This window comes from Streptomyces sp. NPDC057438 (assembly GCF_042802995.1).
Lineage (GTDB): Bacteria > Actinomycetota > Actinomycetes > Streptomycetales > Streptomycetaceae > Streptomyces.
The window spans coordinates 22,332-41,359 of record NZ_JBHVDD010000034.1; the positions used below are offsets into that span (position 1 = coordinate 22,332).

At 71.9% G+C, this 19,028-nt stretch carries 14 protein-coding genes; 12 read left to right on the plus strand and 2 right to left on the minus strand.

Features of this window, described 5'->3' with window-relative positions; genetic code table 11:
• Nucleotides 1–4 precede the first annotated feature (4 nt).
• The 12 genes from ligA to ACFU5F_RS20295 all read left to right on the plus strand — a co-directional run bounded on the left by ligA (nt 5) and on the right by ACFU5F_RS20295 (nt 16,518).
• Entirely contained in the window at nt 5–2,224 is a 2,220-nt protein-coding gene (ligA, locus tag ACFU5F_RS20240; protein ID WP_383888933.1) for an NAD-dependent DNA ligase LigA, read from the plus strand.
• Nucleotides 2,225–2,450: 226 nt separating this feature from the next.
• Nucleotides 2,451–4,817, plus strand: coding sequence for an EAL domain-containing protein (locus tag ACFU5F_RS20245; protein ID WP_383888936.1), 2,367 nt, complete (start codon nt 2,451–2,453; stop codon nt 4,815–4,817).
• Nucleotides 4,818–5,148: 331 nt separating this feature from the next.
• Nucleotides 5,149–5,445 (plus strand): Asp-tRNA(Asn)/Glu-tRNA(Gln) amidotransferase subunit GatC, encoded by a 297-nt coding sequence (gene gatC, locus ACFU5F_RS20250; RefSeq protein ID WP_013000507.1) that lies wholly within the window; start codon nt 5,149–5,151, stop codon nt 5,443–5,445.
• 7 nt (nt 5,446–5,452) lie between these two features.
• Nucleotides 5,453–6,949, plus strand: a complete 1,497-nt coding sequence (gene gatA, locus ACFU5F_RS20255) for an Asp-tRNA(Asn)/Glu-tRNA(Gln) amidotransferase subunit GatA (protein WP_383888938.1) — start codon at nt 5,453–5,455, stop codon at nt 6,947–6,949.
• Nucleotides 6,946–7,188 (plus strand): hypothetical protein, encoded by a 243-nt coding sequence (locus ACFU5F_RS20260; RefSeq protein ID WP_383888940.1) that lies wholly within the window; start codon nt 6,946–6,948, stop codon nt 7,186–7,188. The genes gatA and ACFU5F_RS20260 overlap by 4 nt, the downstream gene beginning before the upstream one ends.
• A 15-nt stretch (nt 7,189–7,203) precedes the next feature.
• Nucleotides 7,204–8,718 (plus strand): Asp-tRNA(Asn)/Glu-tRNA(Gln) amidotransferase subunit GatB, encoded by a 1,515-nt coding sequence (gene gatB, locus ACFU5F_RS20265; RefSeq protein ID WP_383888943.1) that lies wholly within the window; start codon nt 7,204–7,206, stop codon nt 8,716–8,718.
• A gap of 225 nt (nt 8,719–8,943) precedes the next feature.
• On the plus strand, nt 8,944–11,217 hold the full coding sequence (locus tag ACFU5F_RS20270) for an MMPL family transporter (RefSeq protein WP_383888946.1): 2,274 nt from the start codon (nt 8,944–8,946) through the stop codon (nt 11,215–11,217).
• Nucleotides 11,195–11,770 (plus strand): GNAT family N-acetyltransferase, encoded by a 576-nt coding sequence (locus ACFU5F_RS20275; protein WP_383888948.1) that lies wholly within the window; start codon nt 11,195–11,197, stop codon nt 11,768–11,770. The genes ACFU5F_RS20270 and ACFU5F_RS20275 overlap by 23 nt, the downstream gene beginning before the upstream one ends.
• Nucleotides 11,771–11,805: 35 nt before the next feature.
• A complete protein-coding gene (locus tag ACFU5F_RS20280) occupies nt 11,806–12,420 on the plus strand; it encodes a hypothetical protein (protein ID WP_383888951.1) in 615 nt (204 codons plus the stop codon).
• A 190-nt stretch (nt 12,421–12,610) separates the two neighbouring features.
• The gene (locus ACFU5F_RS20285; protein ID WP_383888953.1) at nt 12,611–12,826 is read left to right on the plus strand and encodes a hypothetical protein; all 216 of its coding nucleotides are present in this window, start codon (nt 12,611–12,613) and stop codon (nt 12,824–12,826) included.
• A gap of 326 nt (nt 12,827–13,152) precedes the next feature.
• The gene (locus tag ACFU5F_RS20290) at nt 13,153–16,236 is read left to right on the plus strand and encodes an AAA family ATPase (RefSeq protein WP_383888956.1); all 3,084 of its coding nucleotides are present in this window, start codon (nt 13,153–13,155) and stop codon (nt 16,234–16,236) included.
• A 72-nt stretch (nt 16,237–16,308) separates the two neighbouring features.
• The gene (locus tag ACFU5F_RS20295; protein ID WP_383888958.1) at nt 16,309–16,518 is read left to right on the plus strand and encodes a DUF6191 domain-containing protein; all 210 of its coding nucleotides are present in this window, start codon (nt 16,309–16,311) and stop codon (nt 16,516–16,518) included.
• An 8-nt stretch (nt 16,519–16,526) separates the two neighbouring features.
• Here the strand turns inward: ACFU5F_RS20295 and ACFU5F_RS20300 are convergent, their stop codons facing one another.
• Both ACFU5F_RS20300 and ACFU5F_RS20305 read right to left on the minus strand, forming a co-directional pair.
• Nucleotides 16,527–17,687, minus strand: coding sequence for a PQQ-dependent sugar dehydrogenase (locus ACFU5F_RS20300; protein ID WP_383888961.1), 1,161 nt, complete (start codon nt 17,685–17,687; stop codon nt 16,527–16,529).
• A gap of 305 nt (nt 17,688–17,992) precedes the next feature.
• On the minus strand, nt 17,993–18,991 hold the full coding sequence (locus ACFU5F_RS20305) for an aldo/keto reductase (protein WP_383888964.1): 999 nt from the start codon (nt 18,989–18,991) through the stop codon (nt 17,993–17,995).
• Nucleotides 18,992–19,028: the final 37 nt, after the last annotated feature.

Below are 19,028 nucleotides of genomic sequence, written 5' to 3' on the forward strand. Positions count from 1 at the left end.
CACGGTGGCCGGCGACAAGGACGCACAGCCCACATCGGTACCCGCCGAGGCAGCGGTGCCCGCCGAAGCACGCGAGAAGCACGCGCGGCTCGCCGAACAGATCGAGGAGCACCGCTTCCGGTACTACGTGAAGGACGCCCCCGTCGTCAGCGACGCGGAGTTCGACGAACTCCTGCGCACCCTGGAGGCGTTGGAGGACGAGTACGGCGAGCTGCGCACCCCGGACTCACCGACGCAGAAGGTCGCCGTCGAGTACGAGACCGACCTCGCCGAGGTGGAGCACCGCGAGCGCATGCTCTCCCTCGACAACGTCTTCGACGACGAGGGGCTCGCCGCCTGGGCCGAGCGCGTAGCCAGGGACGTCGGCACCACCGACTACCACCTGTTGTGCGAGCTGAAGATCGACGGCCTGGCGGTGAACCTCACCTACGAGGACGGCAGACTCACCCGCGCCGCCACCCGCGGCACCGGGCGGACCGGCGAGGACATCACCCCCAACGTCAGGACGATCGCGGAGATCCCCCACCGGCTGAAGGGCGACCGCGTCCCGCGGCTCGTCGAGATCCGCGGCGAGGTCTACTTCCCGATGGAGGCCTTCCAGGGCCTCAACGAGCGCCGCGTGGCCGCCGGTGAGAAGCCGTACGCCAACCCCCGCAACTCCGCGTCGGGTTCGCTGCGCCAGAAGGACCCCAAGGTCACGGCCACCCTGCCGCTGCACATGGTCGTCCACGGCATCGGCGCCCTGGAGGGATTCGACGGCGGCTTCACCCGCCTCTCCGAGGCCTACGACCTCCTCAGGTCCTGGGGCCTGCCCACCGCCGAGCACAACCGGGTCGTCGACGACCTCGACGGCGTACGGGAGTTCATCGCCCACTACGGCGAGCACCGCCACTCCGTGGCGCACGAGATCGACGGCGCGGTCGTCAAGCTCGACGAGATCCGGCTGCAGGGACGTCTCGGGTCGACGGCGCGCGCACCCCGCTGGGCCATCGCGTACAAGTACGCGCCGGAAGAGGTCAACACCAAGCTCATCGACATCAAGGTGGGCGTCGGCCGCACCGGCCGGGTCACGCCGTACGCCCAGGTCGAGCCGGTCACCGTGGCGGGCTCGGAGGTCGAGTTCGCCACGCTGCACAACCAGGAGGTCGTCAAGGCCAAGAACGTCCTCATCGGGGACACGGTCGTCATCCGCAAGGCCGGTGACGTCATCCCCGAGATCCTCGGTCCGGTCGTCGACCTGCGCGTCGAGGGGGAGACCCGCCCGTTCGTGATGCCGTCCGAGTGCCCGGAGTGCGGGACGCCGCTGCGCCCGATGAAAGAGGGCGACATCGATCTGCGATGCCCCAACGCCCGTAGCTGCCCTGCCCAGTTGAGAGAGCGCGTGTCGTATCTCGCGGGCCGGGAGTGCCTGGACATCGAGCACTTCGGCGGTGTCGCCGCCGCGGCCCTCACCCGGCCGCTGGAGCCCGCCGACCCGCCCCTGGTCGACGAGGGCGACCTCTTCGACCTCACGGTGGAGAAGCTGCTCCCCATCAAGGCGTACGTCCTGGACGCGGACAGCGGTCTGCCCAAGCACGATCCGAAGACGGGCGAGCCGAAGGTCGTCACGGTCTTCGCCAACCAGAAGGGCGAACCCAAGAAGAACACCCTCGCCCTGCTCCAGAAGATCGAGGAAGCCAAGAGCCGTCCGCTCGCCCGTTTCCTCAACGGGCTCTCCATCCGCCACGTCGGACCGGTCGCCGCCCAGGCCCTGGCCCGCGAGTTCCGCTCGATCGACCGGATCGAGCAGGCCACGCAGGAGGAACTCACGGCGGTCGACGGCGTGGGCGCCATCGTCGCGAAGGCCCTGGAGGAGTGGTTCGCCGAGGAATGGCACCGCGAAATCATCCGTAAGTGGAAGGCGGCCGGTGTTCCCCTGGAGGACAAGGGCGCCGGCGGGGACGAGGGCCCCAGGCCCCTCGAAGGGCTGACAGTCGTCGTGACCGGCACACTCGAACACCACACGCGCGACGGGGCCAAGGAGGCGCTGCAGAGCCGGGGCGCGAAGGTGACCGGCTCGGTGTCGAAGAAGACCTCGTTCGTCGTGGTGGGCGAGAACCCGGGCTCCAAGCACGACAAGGCGATGCAGCTCAAGGTGCCCGTCCTGAACGAGGACGGCTTCGCCGTCCTGCTCGAACAGGGGCCGGACGCGGCAGCGGAAGTCGCGCTCCCGATCGAGGAGTAGGGGTTGAAGGCCACCCGTTCGGCGCATACCAGATGCATACGGGTGGCCGGTCGCATTCGGGCAACCGACGTCGACCGCTGCCCGTGAAAGCCTTGTGCGGCCTACTGTTGAGGTGTGCGCCTGCCGTGCCCGGACGCGTGGCGGGTTTCCGGACGCGGTGCCGTTGAGGTCGTCGAGAGCAACGGGCCGCGTGGCGTGGGCACCGCCGGCTGTGAGAGGGACGGGTATGGAACCGACCGAGAGCGTCGCCTCGGACTCACGGCTGCGCCTGCGCCGGGTGTCCGGGGTCTGGCGACGGGGGCGCTTCCTGCTCATGGGAGGACGCCCGTTCGAGGGAAGCCGGGAGGACGCTCCCGGGCGGACGGTGGCGGGGTCCAGGACCGGTACGGCCTGGCCGCCGGGGCGTGCGGGCGCGAACGCACCCGGACCCCTCGTACCCGGTCCGGCCCAGCTCACCTCCGGCACCGCGGCCGGCACGGGCGGGGCACCCGTCGTCACCGGCGTGCTCGGTGAGGGCCGCGGGCACGGACTGCCGGGCCACGACGCCGACCGGCACCTGTCCTGGCCCGCGCTGCCCGCCGTGATCGTGGGCCTCGCCGGTGCCATTCTCGGCGCCGGCTTCTACCGGGCGTTCGTCGGGTCGCACGCGCTCTTCCCCGCCGGTACGGTCGGCTGGTCCCTCGCGCTCCTGACCGGCATCATCGTCGGCCACCTCGTCGCCATGGGCCGTGCCCGCTGGTGGGGCGGCACCGGCTCCGGCGCCGCCCTCACCCTCGCCGTCCTGCTGCTGTACGGCTGGGTGGCCGCCGGGATGGTCAGCCTCACCGTCGTGGTCCTCGTCGGCATCGCCCGCCGGGGCCGCTGGCGCCAGGGCGTCCTGCACGGTGCGGTCGACATCCTCGGCATCGGCGCCGCCGCGCTCGTCCTGCGGGTCTTCGGCCGCGTCCCCTCGGTGGAGCGTCCCTGGAACCCGGACAGCTGGAACCTCTACTCGGCGCCCCAGGTGGCCCTGGTCGCCGTCGCCTACCTCGTGGTCAGCCGCCTGCTGCTCTGGCATCTGGCCGCACCGCGCGGCGGACTGCCCACCGTCGCGCGGACGGCCCTGGTCAGACAGGGGCTCGTCGCCGTCGCGCTGCTCGGCATCGCGCCCCTCGTCTGCGTCGTCGCCCTGGCCAAGCCCCTGCTGCTGCCGCTTTTCGCCATCCCCCTCATCGCGCTCGACTCCACCCTGTGGATAGCCCGCGCCCGCGCCGAGGAACAGCTGCGCGACCCGCTCACCGGCCTGCCGAACCGGCAGTGGCTGCTGGAGCGGACCTGGACCGCCCTCGACGACGCCGAACGCATCGGGGCGCGATCGGCGTTGATGCTGATCGACCTCGACCGCTTCAGGTCCGTCAACGACACGCTCGGGCATCTCGCGGGCGACCGGTTGCTGTTGCAGATAGCGGACCGGCTGCGGGCCGCCCTGCCGCGCGGAGCGGAGGCCGCCCGGCTCGGCGGCGACGAGTTCGCCGTACTGCTGCCCGTCGCCGACTCCACGACGTCCGCGTCGCGGGTCGCCCGCAACCTCGTGGCCGCGCTCGGCTCACCGCTCGACCTCGACGGCCTCACCCTCGTCCTGGAGGCCAGTGCCGGGCTCGCCGTCTTCCCCGACCACGCGCTCGACGCGGAGGGGCTGCTGCGGCGGGCCGACGTGGCGATGTACCAGGCGAAGCGGGACCGTACGGGCGTCGAGGTCTACGAGTCCAAGCGGGACTCCAACACCCCGGACCGGCTCGGTCTGCTCGGCGACCTGCGCCGCGCCCTCGACGCGCACGAGGTCGAGCTGCACTACCAGCCCAAGGTCCGCTTCGACGGACAGGTCGCCGGTCTGGAGGCGCTGGTGCGGTGGGTGCACCCCGAGCGGGGGAAGGTGCCGCCGGACGAGTTCATAGCGATCGCCGAGTCCTCCGGACTGATGCCTCACCTGACGGAGTACGTGCTGGAGACCGCGCTGGGGCAGGTGGCGCGGTGGCGGGCGCAGGGGCTGCACGTACCGGTGGCGGTGAACGTGTCCCCGCGTGACGTCCACACCCCCGGTTTCGCCGGCGCGGTGGCCGCGCGGCTCGCCCGTCACGGGGTTCCCGCCGGGGCGTTGCAGCTGGAGATAACGGAACACGTGCTGCTGGAGGACCCCCAGCGTGCCGCTGACACCCTCGCGGGGCTGACCGGGCACGGGGTGAAGATGTCGCTGGACGACTTCGGGACGGGATATTCGTCGCTGGTGCATCTGCGGCGGCTGCCGGTGAGCGAGCTGAAGATCGACCGGTCGTTCGTGGCCCGGCTGGCGATCGACAACGAGGACGCGGAGATCGTGCGCTGCACGGTCGATCTCGCGCATTCGCTGGGGCTGCTCGTCGTCGCGGAGGGCGTCGAGGACGACGAGACGTGGGAGCGGCTGCGGGATCTGGGGTGCGACGCGGTCCAGGGGTGGCTGGTCGCCGCGGCGATGCCGCCGGAGGAGGCCACGGCCTGGCTGCGGGCGCGGGGGTCCCGGGGGTGGCAGCGGCCGGCCGCGGCGTTGCCCGCGGCGGTGGAGGGCGACGGCGTCTGACAGCTCGGGGGCGCGGGTTTCGTCCGCGGGCGTGGCTCCGGTGGGCCTTCCCGCGCAGTTCGCCGCGCCCCTGAAAAGCAGGGCTGCGCCCCGTGCTTCTCGTCCCGCAGCCCTGTCGTCTTTCAGGCCCGCACGGCCGTGGTCTTTCAGGCCCGCAGGGCCTGGTCTTTCAGGGGCGCGGCGAACTGCGCGAGACGCCCCACTCACCCGCACTCGCCGACGCACAAGTACCCCCGCGCTACGAGGCGCCCCGGCCCAGCGGCGCGGCAAGCGCCCCGCGCCCCCTAGGATTGGCGCCAAACCACACACACTCACCCCAGAGGATCGCTGCATGCCTGGCATTACGCGCGAGGAGGTCGCCCACCTCGCCCGGCTGGCGCGTCTGGAGCTGAAGCCCGAAGAGCTCGAACACTTCGCGGGTCAGCTGGACGACATCATCGGCGCGGTCGCCCGCGTCAGTGAGGTCGCCGACCAAGATGTACCACCGACCTCGCACCCGCTGCCGCTGACGAACGTCATGCGCGCGGACGAGGTCCGTCCCTCGCTCACCCCCGAGCAGGCGCTCGCCGCCGCCCCGGCCCAGGAGCAGCAGCGTTTCAAGGTGCCGCAGATCCTGGGGGAGGACTGATCACGTCATGACCGACAGCATCATCAAGCTCACCGCGGCCGAGATCGCCGCGAGGATCGCCGCCGGTGAACTCACCGCCGTGCAGGTCACCGAGGCCCACCTGGCCCGGATCGAGGCCGTCGACGAGAAGGTGCACGCCTTCCTGCACGTCGACCGCGAGGGTGCCCTCGCCCAGGCCCGTGCCGTCGACGAGAAGAAGGCCAGGGGCGAGAAGCTCGGCCCGCTCGCCGGTGTTCCGCTCGCGCTCAAGGACATCTTCACCACGGTCGGCATCCCGACCACCGTGGGCTCGAAGATCCTGGAGGGCTGGATCCCGCCGTACGACGCCACGCTCACCAAGCGCCTCAAGGACGCCGACGTCGTCATCCTCGGCAAGACCAACATGGACGAGTTCGCCATGGGGTCGTCCACGGAGAACAGTGCGTACGGCCCCACCGGCAACCCCTGGGACCTCACCCGCATCCCCGGCGGCTCCGGCGGCGGTTCCTCCGCCTCCCTCGCCTCTTACCAGGCCCCGCTGGCCATCGGCACCGACACCGGCGGTTCCATCCGTCAGCCGGCCGCCGTCACCGGCACGGTCGGTGTGAAGCCGACGTACGGGGCCGTGTCGCGGTACGGCATGGTGGCGTTCTCCTCCTCCCTCGACCAGGGCGGACCCTGCGCCCGTACGGTGCTGGACGCGGCTCTGCTGCACGAGGTCATCGCCGGCCACGACCCGCTCGACTCCACCTCCATCGACGCCCCGGTCCCTCCGGTCGTCGAGGCCGCCCGCAACGGCAGCGTCGCCGGGATGCGCGTGGGTGTCGTCAAGCAGTTCCGCGGCGAGGGCTACCAGGCCGGCGTCGTCCAGCGGTTCGACGAGTCCGTCGAGCTGCTGAGGGAGCTGGGCGCCGAGATCGTCGAGCTGGACTGCCCGTCGTTCGACCTGGCGCTGGCCGCGTACTACCTGATCGCGCCGAGCGAGTGTTCGAGCAACCTCGCCCGCTTCGACGGGCTGCGCTACGGCCTGCGGACCGGCGACGACGGCACGAACTCCGCAGAGACGGTCACCTCCCTCACCCGTGAGGCCGGCTTCGGCCCCGAGGTGAAGCGCCGCATCATGCTCGGCACGTACGCGCTCAGCTCCGGTTACTACGACGCGTACTACGGCAGCGCCCAGAAGGTCCGTACCCTCATCACGCGGGACTTCGAGAAGTCGTTCGAGCAGGTCGACGTCATCGTCTCGCCGACCACGCCCACCACCGCCTTCCCGATCGGCGAGCGCGCCGACGACCCGATGGCGATGTACCTGGCGGACCTCTGCACCATCCCGACCAACCTCGCGGGCAACGCCGCGATGTCCCTGCCCTGCGGCCTCGCGCCCGAGGACGGGCTCCCGGTCGGACTGCAGATCATCGCCCCGGCGCTGAAGGACGACCGTCTTTACAAGGTCGGCGCCGCCGTCGAGGCCGCCTTCGTGGAAAAGTGGGGGCACCCGCTTCTCGAGGAGGCTCCGTCGCTGTGAGCAAGACACTGTCCAAGGCCAAGGATTTCCAGAAGTCCAAGTCCGGTACGTACGTGTCCATCGCCACCACCGCCTTCGGCGCGTGGGGCATCGCCAAGCGGATCAGGAAGGCTCGCGTCGAGCAGGACACGCTGCGGCTGATCGACGCGTCCGTGGCCGCCATCGGCATCGTCACCGGCCTCGCCGTCCTCTACCGCGAACTGAAGCGGCTGGGCGACGACGACGTCCTGCTGGGCTGAGAGGGAAGTAAGACCGTGACCACCACGACCGACCTGGTGTCGTACGAGGACGCGCTGGCGTCGTACGACCCCGTCATGGGCCTCGAGGTCCATGTCGAACTCGGCACCAAGACCAAGATGTTCTGCGGCTGTTCGACCGAACTCGGTCAGGACGCCAACACGCAGACCTGTCCCGTCTGCCTCGGCCTGCCCGGCGCGCTCCCGGTCGTCAACGCGATCGGCGTCGAGTCGGCGATCAAGATCGGTCTCGCGCTGAACTGCGAGATCGCCGAGTGGTGCCGCTTCGCCCGGAAGAACTACTTCTATCCGGACATGCCGAAGAACTTCCAGACCTCCCAGTACGACGAGCCGATCGCCTTCAACGGCTACCTCGACGTACAGCTGGAGGACGGCGAGACCTTCCGCGTGGAGATCGAGCGCGCCCACATGGAGGAGGACACCGGCAAGTCGACGCACGTCGGCGGTGCCACCGGCCGCATCCACGGCGCCTCGCACTCGCTGCTCGACTACAACCGTGCGGGCATCCCGCTCATCGAGATCGTCACCAAGCCGATCGAGGGCGCCGGCGAGCGCGCTCCCGAGGTCGCCAAGGCGTACGTCCGTGAGCTGCGCGAGGTCATCAAGGCGCTCGGCGTCTCGGAAGCCCGTATGGAGATGGGCCAGATGCGCTGCGACGTGAACCTGTCGCTGCGCCCGCACGGCCGTGAGAAGTTCGGCACGCGCTCCGAGACCAAGAACGTGAACTCGCTGCGCAGCGTCCAACGCGCCGCGCGCTTCGAGATCCAGCGGCACGCCGCCGTCCTGAACGGCGGCGGGACGATCATCCAGGAGACCCGGCACTTCCACGAGGACACGGGGTCCACGACCTCGGGCCGTGTGAAGGAGGAGGCCGAGGACTACCGGTACTTCCCCGAGCCGGACCTCGTTCCGGTGGCCCCCTCACGCGCGTGGGTCGAGGAGATCCGGGCCGCGCTGCCCGAGCTGCCGCTGGTCCGCCGTAACCGGCTCCTGGCGGAGTGGGGCATCTCGGGCACCGAGATGCAGGCGATCCTCAACGCCGGTGCCCTGGACCTCATCGTCGCCACCATCGAGGCCGGGGCCGACGCCGCCTCCGCCCGCAAGTGGTGGATGGGCGAGCTGGCCCGCAGCGCCAACGAGTCCGGCAGCGCGCTGGACGAGCTGGCCATCACGCCGGAGCAGGTCGCCCGGGTCACCGAGCTGGTCACCAAGGGCGACCTGAACGACAAGCTGGCCCGGCAGGTCATCGAGGGCGTCCTCGCGGGCGAAGGCACCCCGGACGAGGTCGTCGACAAGCGCGGTCTGAAGGTCGTGTCCGACGAGGGCGCCCTGGGTGCCGCCGTCGACGAGGCCATCGCCGGCAACCCGGGCATCGCCGACAAGATCCGCTCCGGCAAGGTCGCCGCGGCCGGTGCCCTGGTCGGCGCGGTCATGAAGGCCACCCGCGGCCAGGCCGACGCGGCCCGCGTCAAGGAGCTGATCCTGGAGAAGCTGGGCGTCACCGAGGGCTGAACGCACGGCGGGTCCACCGCGTATCCCCGAGGGCGGCACATCACGGCGATGGGCCGCCCTCGGCCGTGCGCACGGCCGTGACGCAGGGTGACAGAGTGCCGGCGTCTGTCCTGTGAGGTGCCTCCCATCCCATGTGAGGAGACCCTCAAAGGGGCCAAACGATCACATTGTGGTGCAAGAGTTGCCGGGAATTGTTCATGTCTCCCGTCCCCAGGAGCACAATCCGTGGCAGCCCTCGCGCGCTGGTGTGTCCGGCACCGTCTTGTCGCCGTCCTTCTGTGGCTTCTCGCCTTCGCCGGCACGGCCGCCGGAGCCGCCGTGGCGGGAGCCGCGTACTCCAACGACTACAAGACACCCGGAACCGAGTCCAGCCGCGCCACCGAACTGCTGAGCGAGGGATTCCCGGGCGTCAGCGGGGACAGCGCCACCGTCGTCTGGCACACGGAGCAGGGGTCCGTACGGGCCGCCGCCGTCGAGCAGACGATGACCCGGACCCTCGACCACATCGCCGGCCTGCCGGGCGTCGCCGCCGTCACCGACCCGTACGACGGCGCCGACGGCGGCCGGATCAGCGAGGACGGCCGCACGGCGTACGCCACGATCACCTTCGACCAGCCGGCCGAGGACGTGGACAAGGCGCAGGCCGAGGCCGTCGTCGACACGGCGAAGACTGCCGAGAGCGGCGGGCTCCGGGTGGAGCTGGGCGGCACCTCGATCGGGCTCACCGAGTCGTCCGGCGGGCATCTCGCGGAGATCGTCGGTGTCCTCGTCGCCGCCGTCGTCCTCTTCCTGGCGTTCGGCTCGCTCGCCGCCAGTCTGCTGCCGATCGCGACGGCCCTGGTCAGCGTGGGCACTGCCTACGCGGGGATCACCCTGCTCGGGCACGCCATGACGGTCGCCGACTTCGCGCCCATGCTGGGCACCCTGATCGGCCTCGGCGTCGGCATCGACTACGCGCTGTTCATCGTGACCCGGCACCGCCGGGGCCTGAAGCGGGGCCTGCCCGTCGAGGAGGCGGCGCGGAACGCGGTCGCGACCACCGGGCGCGCCGTCGTCTTCGCCGGTGCCACGGTCTGCATAGCCCTGCTCGGCATGCTGATCCTGCGGCTCGGCTTCCTCAACGGCGTGGCGATAGCCGCCTCGCTCACCGTGGTCCTCACCGTCGCCGCCTCCGTGACGCTGCTGCCGGCCCTGCTGTCGTTCATCGGCATGCGCGCGCTGAGCCGTCGCGAGCGCCGCCGCCTCGCCGAGCACGGGCCCGAGCCCGAACTGCCCACCGGCTTCGCCGCCCGCTGGTCCGCCTTCGTCGAACGGCACCCCAAGAAGCTCGGCGCGATCGCCCTCGTCGTCATGACCCTGCTCGCCCTGCCCACGCTCGGACTGCGTCTCGGCACCTCCGACCAGGGCAACGACCCCGCGGCGACGACCACCCGGCAGGCCTACGACCTCCTGGCCCAGGGCTTCGGACCCGGCGTGAACGGCCCCCTCACCCTCGTCACCAAGGTCGACGGCGCCGCCGACAAGCTCGCGCTCGACAACCTCGACACCACGCTCCGGGCGACCGAGGGCGTCTCGTCGGTGACCCCGGTGACGTACAACACCGGCGGCGACACCGCGTACCTCACCGTCGCACCGAAGTCCTCCCCGCAGTCTGAGAAGACCAGTGATCTCGTCGAACGGCTGCGCGACGAGGTGCTGCCGAGGGCCGAGACCGGCACCACGCTCGACCTGCACGTCGGCGGGGTGACCGCCGGGTACGACGACTTCGCGGACGTCATCGTCGGCAAGCTGCCGCTGTTCGTGGGCGTCGTCATCGGTCTCGGCTGTCTGCTGCTCCTGCTCGCCTTCCGGTCCATCGGGATACCGCTCAAGGCCGCCGCGATGAACGTGGCCGCCGTCGCCGCCGCGTTCGGCGTCGTCGTCGCGATCTTCCAGTGGGGCTGGGGCAGCGAACTGCTGGGCCTCGGCCGCGCCGGGCCGATCGAGCCCTTCCTCCCCGTGATCATGGTGTCGGTCCTCTTCGGGCTCTCCATGGACTACCAGGTCTTCCTGGTCAGCCGGATGTACGAGGAGTGGCTGGAGACCGGCGACAACCGGCGCGCGGTCCGGGTGGGCCTCGCCGAGACCAGCCGGGTGATCAACTCCGCGGCGGTCATCATGATCTCCGTCTTCCTCGCCTTCGTCCTCAGCGGCGACCGGGTGATCGCGATGTTCGGCATCGCCCTCGCCGCCGCCGTCGCCCTGGACGCCTTCGTCCTGCGTACCCTCCTCGTCCCCGCCCTCATGCACCTGCTCGGCGGCGCCAACTGGTGGCTGCCCCGCTGGCTCGACCGGCGCATGCCCCGCATCAGCATCGAGCCGCCAGAATCCCGCGCCGCCCATGAGAGGCTGGCCGCCGCGACGGACGCCGAGGCGGCGGACGTACTGGCGGGGGACGCCGACGCGACGGACGCAGGTGCGAAGGAGCGGCAGCCGGATGTACGCGATATCCCTGGGTGACGACGGGGCCGAACTGCGGCCCCTGGAACCCTGGCACGCCGAGGAGTTCCTCACGCACCTGGAGCGGGGGCGGGACTTCATCAACGCGTACGTCCCCTTCGGCCAGAGCGCCACGGACACCGACGGCGCGCGCGCCGTCCTGCAGCGGTACGCCGACATGCGCGCCGCCGACACCGGCTCCCTGCACGGCATCTGGCTCGACGGCACGCTGCTCGGCGGCGTCCTCTTCCTCAACTTCGACGCGGAGAACGCCAACTGCGAGGTCGGCTGCTGGCTGGAGCCGGCCGGCACCGGACGGGGGCTGGTCACCCGCGCGATGCGCGTCCTCATCGACTGGGCCGTCGACGTCCGCGCGATCCACCGCGTCGAGTGGATCGCGTCCTCCGGCAACACGCCGAGCCTGAACGTCGCACGGCGGCTCGGCATGGTCAGGGACGGTGTGCAGCGGGAGAGGTATCCCCATCGGGGTGTCCGGCACGACGTGGAGATATGGTCCGTCCTGGCGCCCGAATGGCGCGCGGCACGTGATCGCGAGGCTCACAGCGATCATTAAGAAACCTCTCAGACAACATTCGTACGGTGCGAGGTATGGGAACCACAACAGTTGACGAGACCGGTGCCGACACGGGCGCCGAGGCCACGAACGAGGACGCGTCGGTGAAGACCGCCGACGTCACCAAGGACGACGCGGCGAAGGAGCAGGACCGCACGGCCGCGACGGACAGCGGCGACACGGTCGAGGCCGACGGCTCCGACGAGGCCGGAGAGTTCGACGACGAGTTCCCGCCGGCCGCCGCCAAGGCGGCGCCGGGTGTGGGGCAGGGTGCCGCCGGCATCGTGTCCGTGGTGCTGGGCCTGGTGTCGCTGACCGGCGGCTGGGTCGGCACGGTCGCCTCCGCGCGCGAGGAGATCACCGGCCAGCTGGAGATGCAGGCCGCGTCGAACGCCACCGTCGCCACGCAGCTCCAAGCGGTCTACGGCGACGCCTGGCAGGCCTCCGCGCTGTGGGGCGGTGTGTTCGCGCTGCTCGGACTGATCGTCGGCGTCGCCGTGCTGGTGCGGCCCGCGTTCGGGGACCCCGACCAGGTGCAGGCACCGTGGATCAAGTCGGTGGCCTGGGCCGGTGTCTCGGTCGGCTTCATCGGGCTGGTGCTCGCCGCCCTGAAGTACTCCGACCTGCTGCTGGCGCTGCCGAGCACCTGACGCCGCCGCGGCACACAGCAGGACGTTTCTGAGGGGCCTTAGGTCCGTCATAGGGATACCTACGACGGACCTAAGGCCCCTCTCGCGTCCAAGATGCGGAACTCTCCCGATGTGGCCGCACCGCCTGGGAGACGAAGGTGGAGTCATCGCAGCAAGCGAGCCGAGACCGACTCTTCACCAGGGGTACGAGATGTTCGAGTACGACCTCCAGCAGATCCGATCCGCCGAGCTGATCCGCGAGGCGGAGCACCACCGACAGGTACGCGAGGCCCGCCGCGCCCGTCGCGAGGCCGCACACGAATCCAGGACGGCGGCGAGGTCCGCCGGCGGGGAAGGGGACAAGGACGCCGAACGGCCGCTGCTGGGAGAACGGATACGCCGACTCCGCTTCCTCCGCGCCGCGTGAGCGGGCAGCGGAACCGCGAGAACGGGGCCGCCGACGGGGAGCGCGCCGCAGCCGGGCGGGGGACGACCGAGCGTGCGGGTGCCAGGCACGGCGCCGCGGAAGCCGGACGCGGGGCTGGCGGCGCGGGTGCCGGACGACCGGTCGGGGACGCGGAAACCGGACGCGGGGCCGGGAGCGTCGCCGCCGGCCGTGCGGAGGCCGGGCACGGCGGTGCGCAGGCCGGGCGGGCGGTCGGGGGTGCGGAGGCCGGACGCGGGGTGGGTGACCGGCGTCCGGCCGGCCGGAGCCTGCGGATATTCGGTGCCGGAGCGTCCGGCGGTCGTGCGATGCTCGGCGATGTGGAGACGAGGTCCGTCAGTCCCGTGTTCGTCGGTCGCACCGCAGAACTGGAGGTGTTGCGCGAGGCATTGACCCGCGCAGGGGAAGGCACCGCCCGTACGGCGGGAAGCGGAGGAGACGGGGGTGGCCCGCAGGCGCTCCTCCTCGGCGGTGAGGCCGGGGTGGGCAAGACCCGCCTGGTCGAGGAGTTCGCCGCCGAGGCCGCGCGCGGGGGCGCGGTCGTCGCACCCGGCGGCTGCGTCGAGATCGGCGCCGACGGACTGCCCTTCGCCCCCTTCTCCACCGCGCTGCGCGCCCTGCGCCGCCAACTGCCCGACGAACTGGCCGCCGCGGCCGCCGGGCAGGAACAGGAACTGGCCCGGCTGCTGCCCGAGTTGGGCGAGACCTCGCGCGCCCGGCACGACGAGGAGGGCACCGCCCGCCTCTTCGAACTCACCGCCCGCCTGCTGGAACGCCTCGCCGCCGACCGCACGATCGTCCTCGTCCTGGAGGACCTGCACTGGGCCGACGCCTCCACCCGCCACCTCCTCTCCTACCTGCTGCGCACCCTGCGCACCGGCCGCCTCGTCGTCCTCGCCACCTACCGCTCCGACGACATCCACCGCCGCCACCCGCTGCGCCCCCTCCTCGCCGAACTCGACCGCCTCCGCACGGTCCGCCGCGTCGAACTCCCCCGCTTCAACCGCGCCGAGGTCGGCCACCAGCTCGCCGGCATCCTCGCCGCCGAACCCGACAAGGACCGCGCCGACGAGATCTTCGAACGCTCCGACGGCAACGCCTTCTTCGTCGAGGAACTCGCCGTCGCCGTCCACGACGGCGGCTGCCCCGGCCTCACCGACTCCCTGCGCGACCTGCTCCTCGTCCGCGTCGAACGGCTCCCCGAGGACGCCCAGCGGGTCGTCCGCATCGTCGCCGAGGGCGGCTCCACCGTGGAGTACGCCCTGCTCGCGGCGGTCGCCCGGCTCCCCGAGGACGACCTCATCGAGGCACTGCGGGCCGCCGTCGGCGCCAACATCCTGATCGCCGCCCCCGGCGACGACGGCTACCGCTTCCGGCACTCCCTGGTCCGCGAGGCCGTCGGCGACGACCTGCTGCCCGGCGAACGCTCCCGCCTCAACCGCCGCTACGCCGAGGTCCTGGAGGCCGACCCCACCCTCGTCCCCGCCGACGGCCGCGCCACCCGCCTGGCCAGCTACTGGTACCACGCCCACGACGCCGCCAAGGCCCTGCCCGCCGTCCTCGACGCCTCCGCCGAGGCCCGCGCCCGGCACGCCCACACCGAGCAACTGCGCCTCCTGGAACGGGGGATGGAGCTCTGGGACGCCGCCCCCGACTCCGTGCGCGCCGCCCTGCGCCCCGTCGACTACACCGAGGTCTACCCGCCCTGCGGCTGCGCCCCGGGCACCCATCCGCTGCGCTATCTCGACCTGATGGCCGAGGCAGCCGTCGCGGGACGGCTGTGCGGGGAGCGGGAGCGGGCCCTGAGGATCACCCGCCGGGCCCTCGACCGGCTGGCGGACGGAAGCAGCCCGCTGCGCGCCGCCTGGTTCTGGGTTCAGCGCTCGCTGCTGATCGAGGGTCTGGCCCGGGGCGACGGCTGGAAGGAACTCGCCACCGCCCAGGAACTCGTCCGCGGCCTGCCGCCCTCCGAGGTGCACGCCGAGGTCCTCTCCCGCGTCGCCGGCTGGTCCATGCTCCACGCCCCCGGCCCCGACGCGCTCTCCGACGCCCAGCGCGCCGTCGAGTACGCGCGCATGGTCGGCGCCGAGGACATCGAACTCAACGCCCGCCTCACCCTCGGCGGCCTGATGGCCGACGCCGGCCACATCGAGACGGGCATCGAGGAGATGAGGGCCGTCCTGCGGCGCTCGCTCGAACGCGGTCCCGCCGCCGTCGTGGGCCGCGCCCATGTGAACCTCCCTTCCTGCCTGGAGGGCGTCGGCCGCTCCCAGGAGGCCGCGCGCCTGCTGCGCACCGGCCTCGACGTCACCCGGCGCATGGGCCTGCGCGACTCCGAGGCCTGGATCTGGGGCAACCTGTCCGAGTCGCTCTACTCCCTCGGCCACTGGGACGAGGCCACGGAAGCCGCCGTGCAGGCCGGCTGCGCCGGGAGCAGCACCAAGAGCCGCGGCGGCAGCTCCCTGTCCCTCGCCGCCCTCGCCCTCGCCCGCGGTGACACCGCCGAGGCCCGGCGCCAACTGGCCGCCGCCCATCGCTACTTCGGCACCCACAACCCGATGCCCCAGAACAACCTGCCGCTGTCCTTCCTCACCCTCGGCATCGCCGCCGCCGAGGGCCGCCTCGCGGACGCCCGCGCCGAACTGGCCCGCGTCCTCGACACCGGTTTCCCTGTCGGCACCCAGCGCTATGCCTGGCCCCTGTTGCTCACCGCCGCCACCGCCGAGGCCGACGCCCGCGCCCTGCCCACCGCCGGGCCGGGCCGCGCCGAGACCCTCGACCGGATCCTCACCGCGGTCAGGAAACTCACCACCGGCGCACCGATCTGGCTCGCCCACGAACACTGGGTCCGCGCCGAACTCCAGCGAGCCGAGGGCCTGTCGGACCCGGACACCTGGTCCGACGTCGTCACCGCCTTCGAGCCCCTGGAGCGGCCCTACGACCTCGCCCGCGTCCGGCACCGCCTCGCCGAGGCACTGCTGGCCCACAGCACGGACGACGAGGCCCGGGACCGAGCGACGGAACTGCTGCGGCTCGCCGCCGCCGTCGCCGGCCACCTCGGCGCCCGCCCGCTCGCCGACGCGGTCACCCTCCTCGCCCGCCGGGCCCGCCTCACCCTGCGCCACGCCCCCGAACCGGCCCTCGCCCCGGCCGACCCCGTAGCAGCGCTCGGCCTCACCGGCCGCGAGCACGACGTCCTGCGCCTGGTGGCCGTCGGCCGCACCAACCGCCAGATAGCCGAGGAACTCTTCATCTCCCCGAAGACGGCCAGCGTCCACGTCTCCAACATCCTCGCCAAGCTGGGCGTGTCCGGCCGTGGCGAGGCGGCGGCGGTGGCCCATCGGGTGGGGCTGTCCCCGGCGGGGGCCGGGGAGCGGCTGGCGGCGGGATGATGGAGGGGAGGCCAGCGCGGCTCCGCTGACAGAGACCGGCACCCGCCGCCTCGCGGCTGGGGAGGGAGAACCGTGTTCAACGCCTTCGAGGAACTGTTCGCGCCCGGCCGCAAGCACACGCGTGACGAGCAGAAGCGGCTGGAACTGACCCGGGAGGACGTCGGCGACAACGATCCGGGACGCGGACCGATAGACCTGGCGTCCGGGAAGGTCGTCGTACGGCCTCCCGAGCAGATGCGGGACGAGGCGGGTGCGGAGGCGGGCGGGCCGGACGGGGAGTAGGAGGCGGTCTACTTCACCCGCAGCTCCAGGATCCGGTCGTCGTCGCCCTGCGGGGAACCCCGGCCGTCCGTCTCGCTGGTCACCAGCCACAGCTTGTCCGCACCGGCGGAGACGACCGTGCGGAGCCGGCCGTGGTCGCCCTCCAGGAAGGCCTGGGGGTCGGCGGCCGCCTTGGTGCCGTCGAGGGGAACGCGCCACAGACGCTGCCCCTTCAGCCCCGCCATCCAGACCGAGCCCTCCGCTATGGCGATGCCGCTCGGGGATGCCTCGTCCGTCCGCCACACGGCCACCGGGTCGACGTAACCGGATGTGTCGCTCTTGCCCTCCACCTCCGGCCAGCCGTAGTTCCCGCCGGGCCGGATCTGGTTCAGCTCGTCCCAGGTGTCCTGGCCGAACTCCGAGGCCCACAGACGCTGCCTGGCGTCCCACGCCAGCCCCTGGACGTTGCGGTGGCCGTACGAGTACACGACGGAGTCGAAGGGGTTGCCCGGGGCCGGCTCGCCGTCCGGGGTCATACGGAGGATCTTGCCGCCGAGGGAGTCCTTGTCCTGGGCCAGGGGACCCTCGTACCGCTCGCCCGTGCTCGCGTACAGCATCTGGTCGGGGCCGAAGGCGAGACGGCCTCCGTTGTGGTTCGTGCCCTTGGGGATGCCGCGGAGGATGGTGTCGGGGGCGCCGAGCTGCTCGCCCGCCGGCTTCTCGGGGTCGTAGAGCATCCGTACGATCCTGTTGTCGGACTCCGAGGTGAAGTACGCGTAGATCATGTGGTCCGAGGCGTACTCCGGGGAGATCGCGATGCCCAGGAGGCCGCCCTCCCCGGCCGGGGCCACGCCGGGAACCTCCCCGAGCACGGTCCTCCTGCCGGACTCCTCGTCGATTCTGCTGATCGTGGCCTCGTCGCGGGAGGACACGAGGAGCCCGCCCTCGGGCAGCGGGGCGAGACCCCAGGGGCTGTCGAGGTCCTCGGCGACGGTACGGACCACCTTCACCGACCCCTTGGCGGGGGGCGCCGCGTCCGCCGCCCGCTCGGGTGGGGGCGACTCGGCACTGCTGCTGCTCGGGGGTGAGCTGCCGGTCGCGTCCTTCTCCCCGTCGTCGGAGGAGCAGCCGGACGTCACCAGGAGCACGGCTGCGGCCAACGCGGCCGTCACCACTCGACGTTGCACCATCACGATCCCTTCGGCGTGGAGCTTCTACCTGTCATACACCGCGAGTGCCCCACAGGTTCCGCCTCCGCCCGATCAAGCGGATATTTCACGTGCCACGCCACACCACACCATCCCGCACCGCATGCACAGCCGGCACCACTCACACACGTCACGTACCCCAGGCACCACGCGCGCAACTCCGGCATCACCCACGCGTCACGCACCACCGGCACCACGCACACACGTCAAGCACCGCCGGCACGGCCGGCACCACGCCCTCACGGCACATGCCGCAGGTCGCGCCGTCGGTGCCTCCGCGTGCCCGCTCAGTCCCAGGATCCCCGGGCGGGAGGCAGGGCCGCCACCTCGGCCAGATCCGCGGCCGTGAGCCGCAGGGCGTGGGCGGCCGCGTTCTCCGCCGCCCACCGTGCCTGTTTGGTGCCCGGCACCGGCACCACGTGCGGGCCGAGGGACAGGATCCAGGCGAGGGCGACCTGGGCCGGGGTCACCCTCTCCCCGTGGCGTGCCGCGACGCGGCGCAGACCGACGACGAGAGGCTGGTTGGCGGCCATCATGTCCGCGGTGAAACGGGGGTGCCGCGCCCGGAGATCATCGCGCTCGAAGCCCCCGCCGGGCGTCAGGGTGCCGGTGAGGAAACCGTTCCCCAGGGGCATGGCGGCGAGGAAGCCGATGCCGCGGGCCGCGCACCAGGGGAGAAGGGCGTCCAGCGCCTCCCGGGACCAGACGGACAACTCCGCCTGCACCGCGCTCACCGGAAAGATCTGCTGGACCCGCCGGAGCTGGCGGATCGTGGCGTCGTACACCCCCGAGCCCGGCCCGCGTCCCGCCCGCGCGCCGACCGCGCACAGGCCCAGCGCCCTGACCTTTCCGGCCTGCACCAGTTCCGCCATCGCGCCCCACGTCTCCTCCACGGGGACCTCGGGGTCCGCCCGGTGGAGCTGGTAGAGATCGATGACGTCGGTCTGCAGCCGGCGCAGCGAGGCGTCGCAGGCGCGCCGCACGTAGCCGGGGCGCCCGTTGGCCACGATGTGCTGCTCACCCACCAACAGACCCACCTTGGTGGAGACGAAGGCCTCCGCACGGCGCTCCTTCAGTACCCGGCCCACCAGCAGCTCGTTGGTGAAGGGGCCGTACATGTCGGCCGTGTCCAGCAGCGTGGTGCCGAGGTCGAGCGCCCGGTGCACCGTCCGCATCGACTCTTCGCCCCGTTGCCGTGACCCGGTGTACGCCCAGCTCATCGGCATGCACCCGAGTCCTACGGCCCCCACCTCGAGCGTCGCCGCGCCGATCGTCCTGCGCTCCACCTGGTCGTGACCCTCCCTCTCCCGACCCCCAACCTAA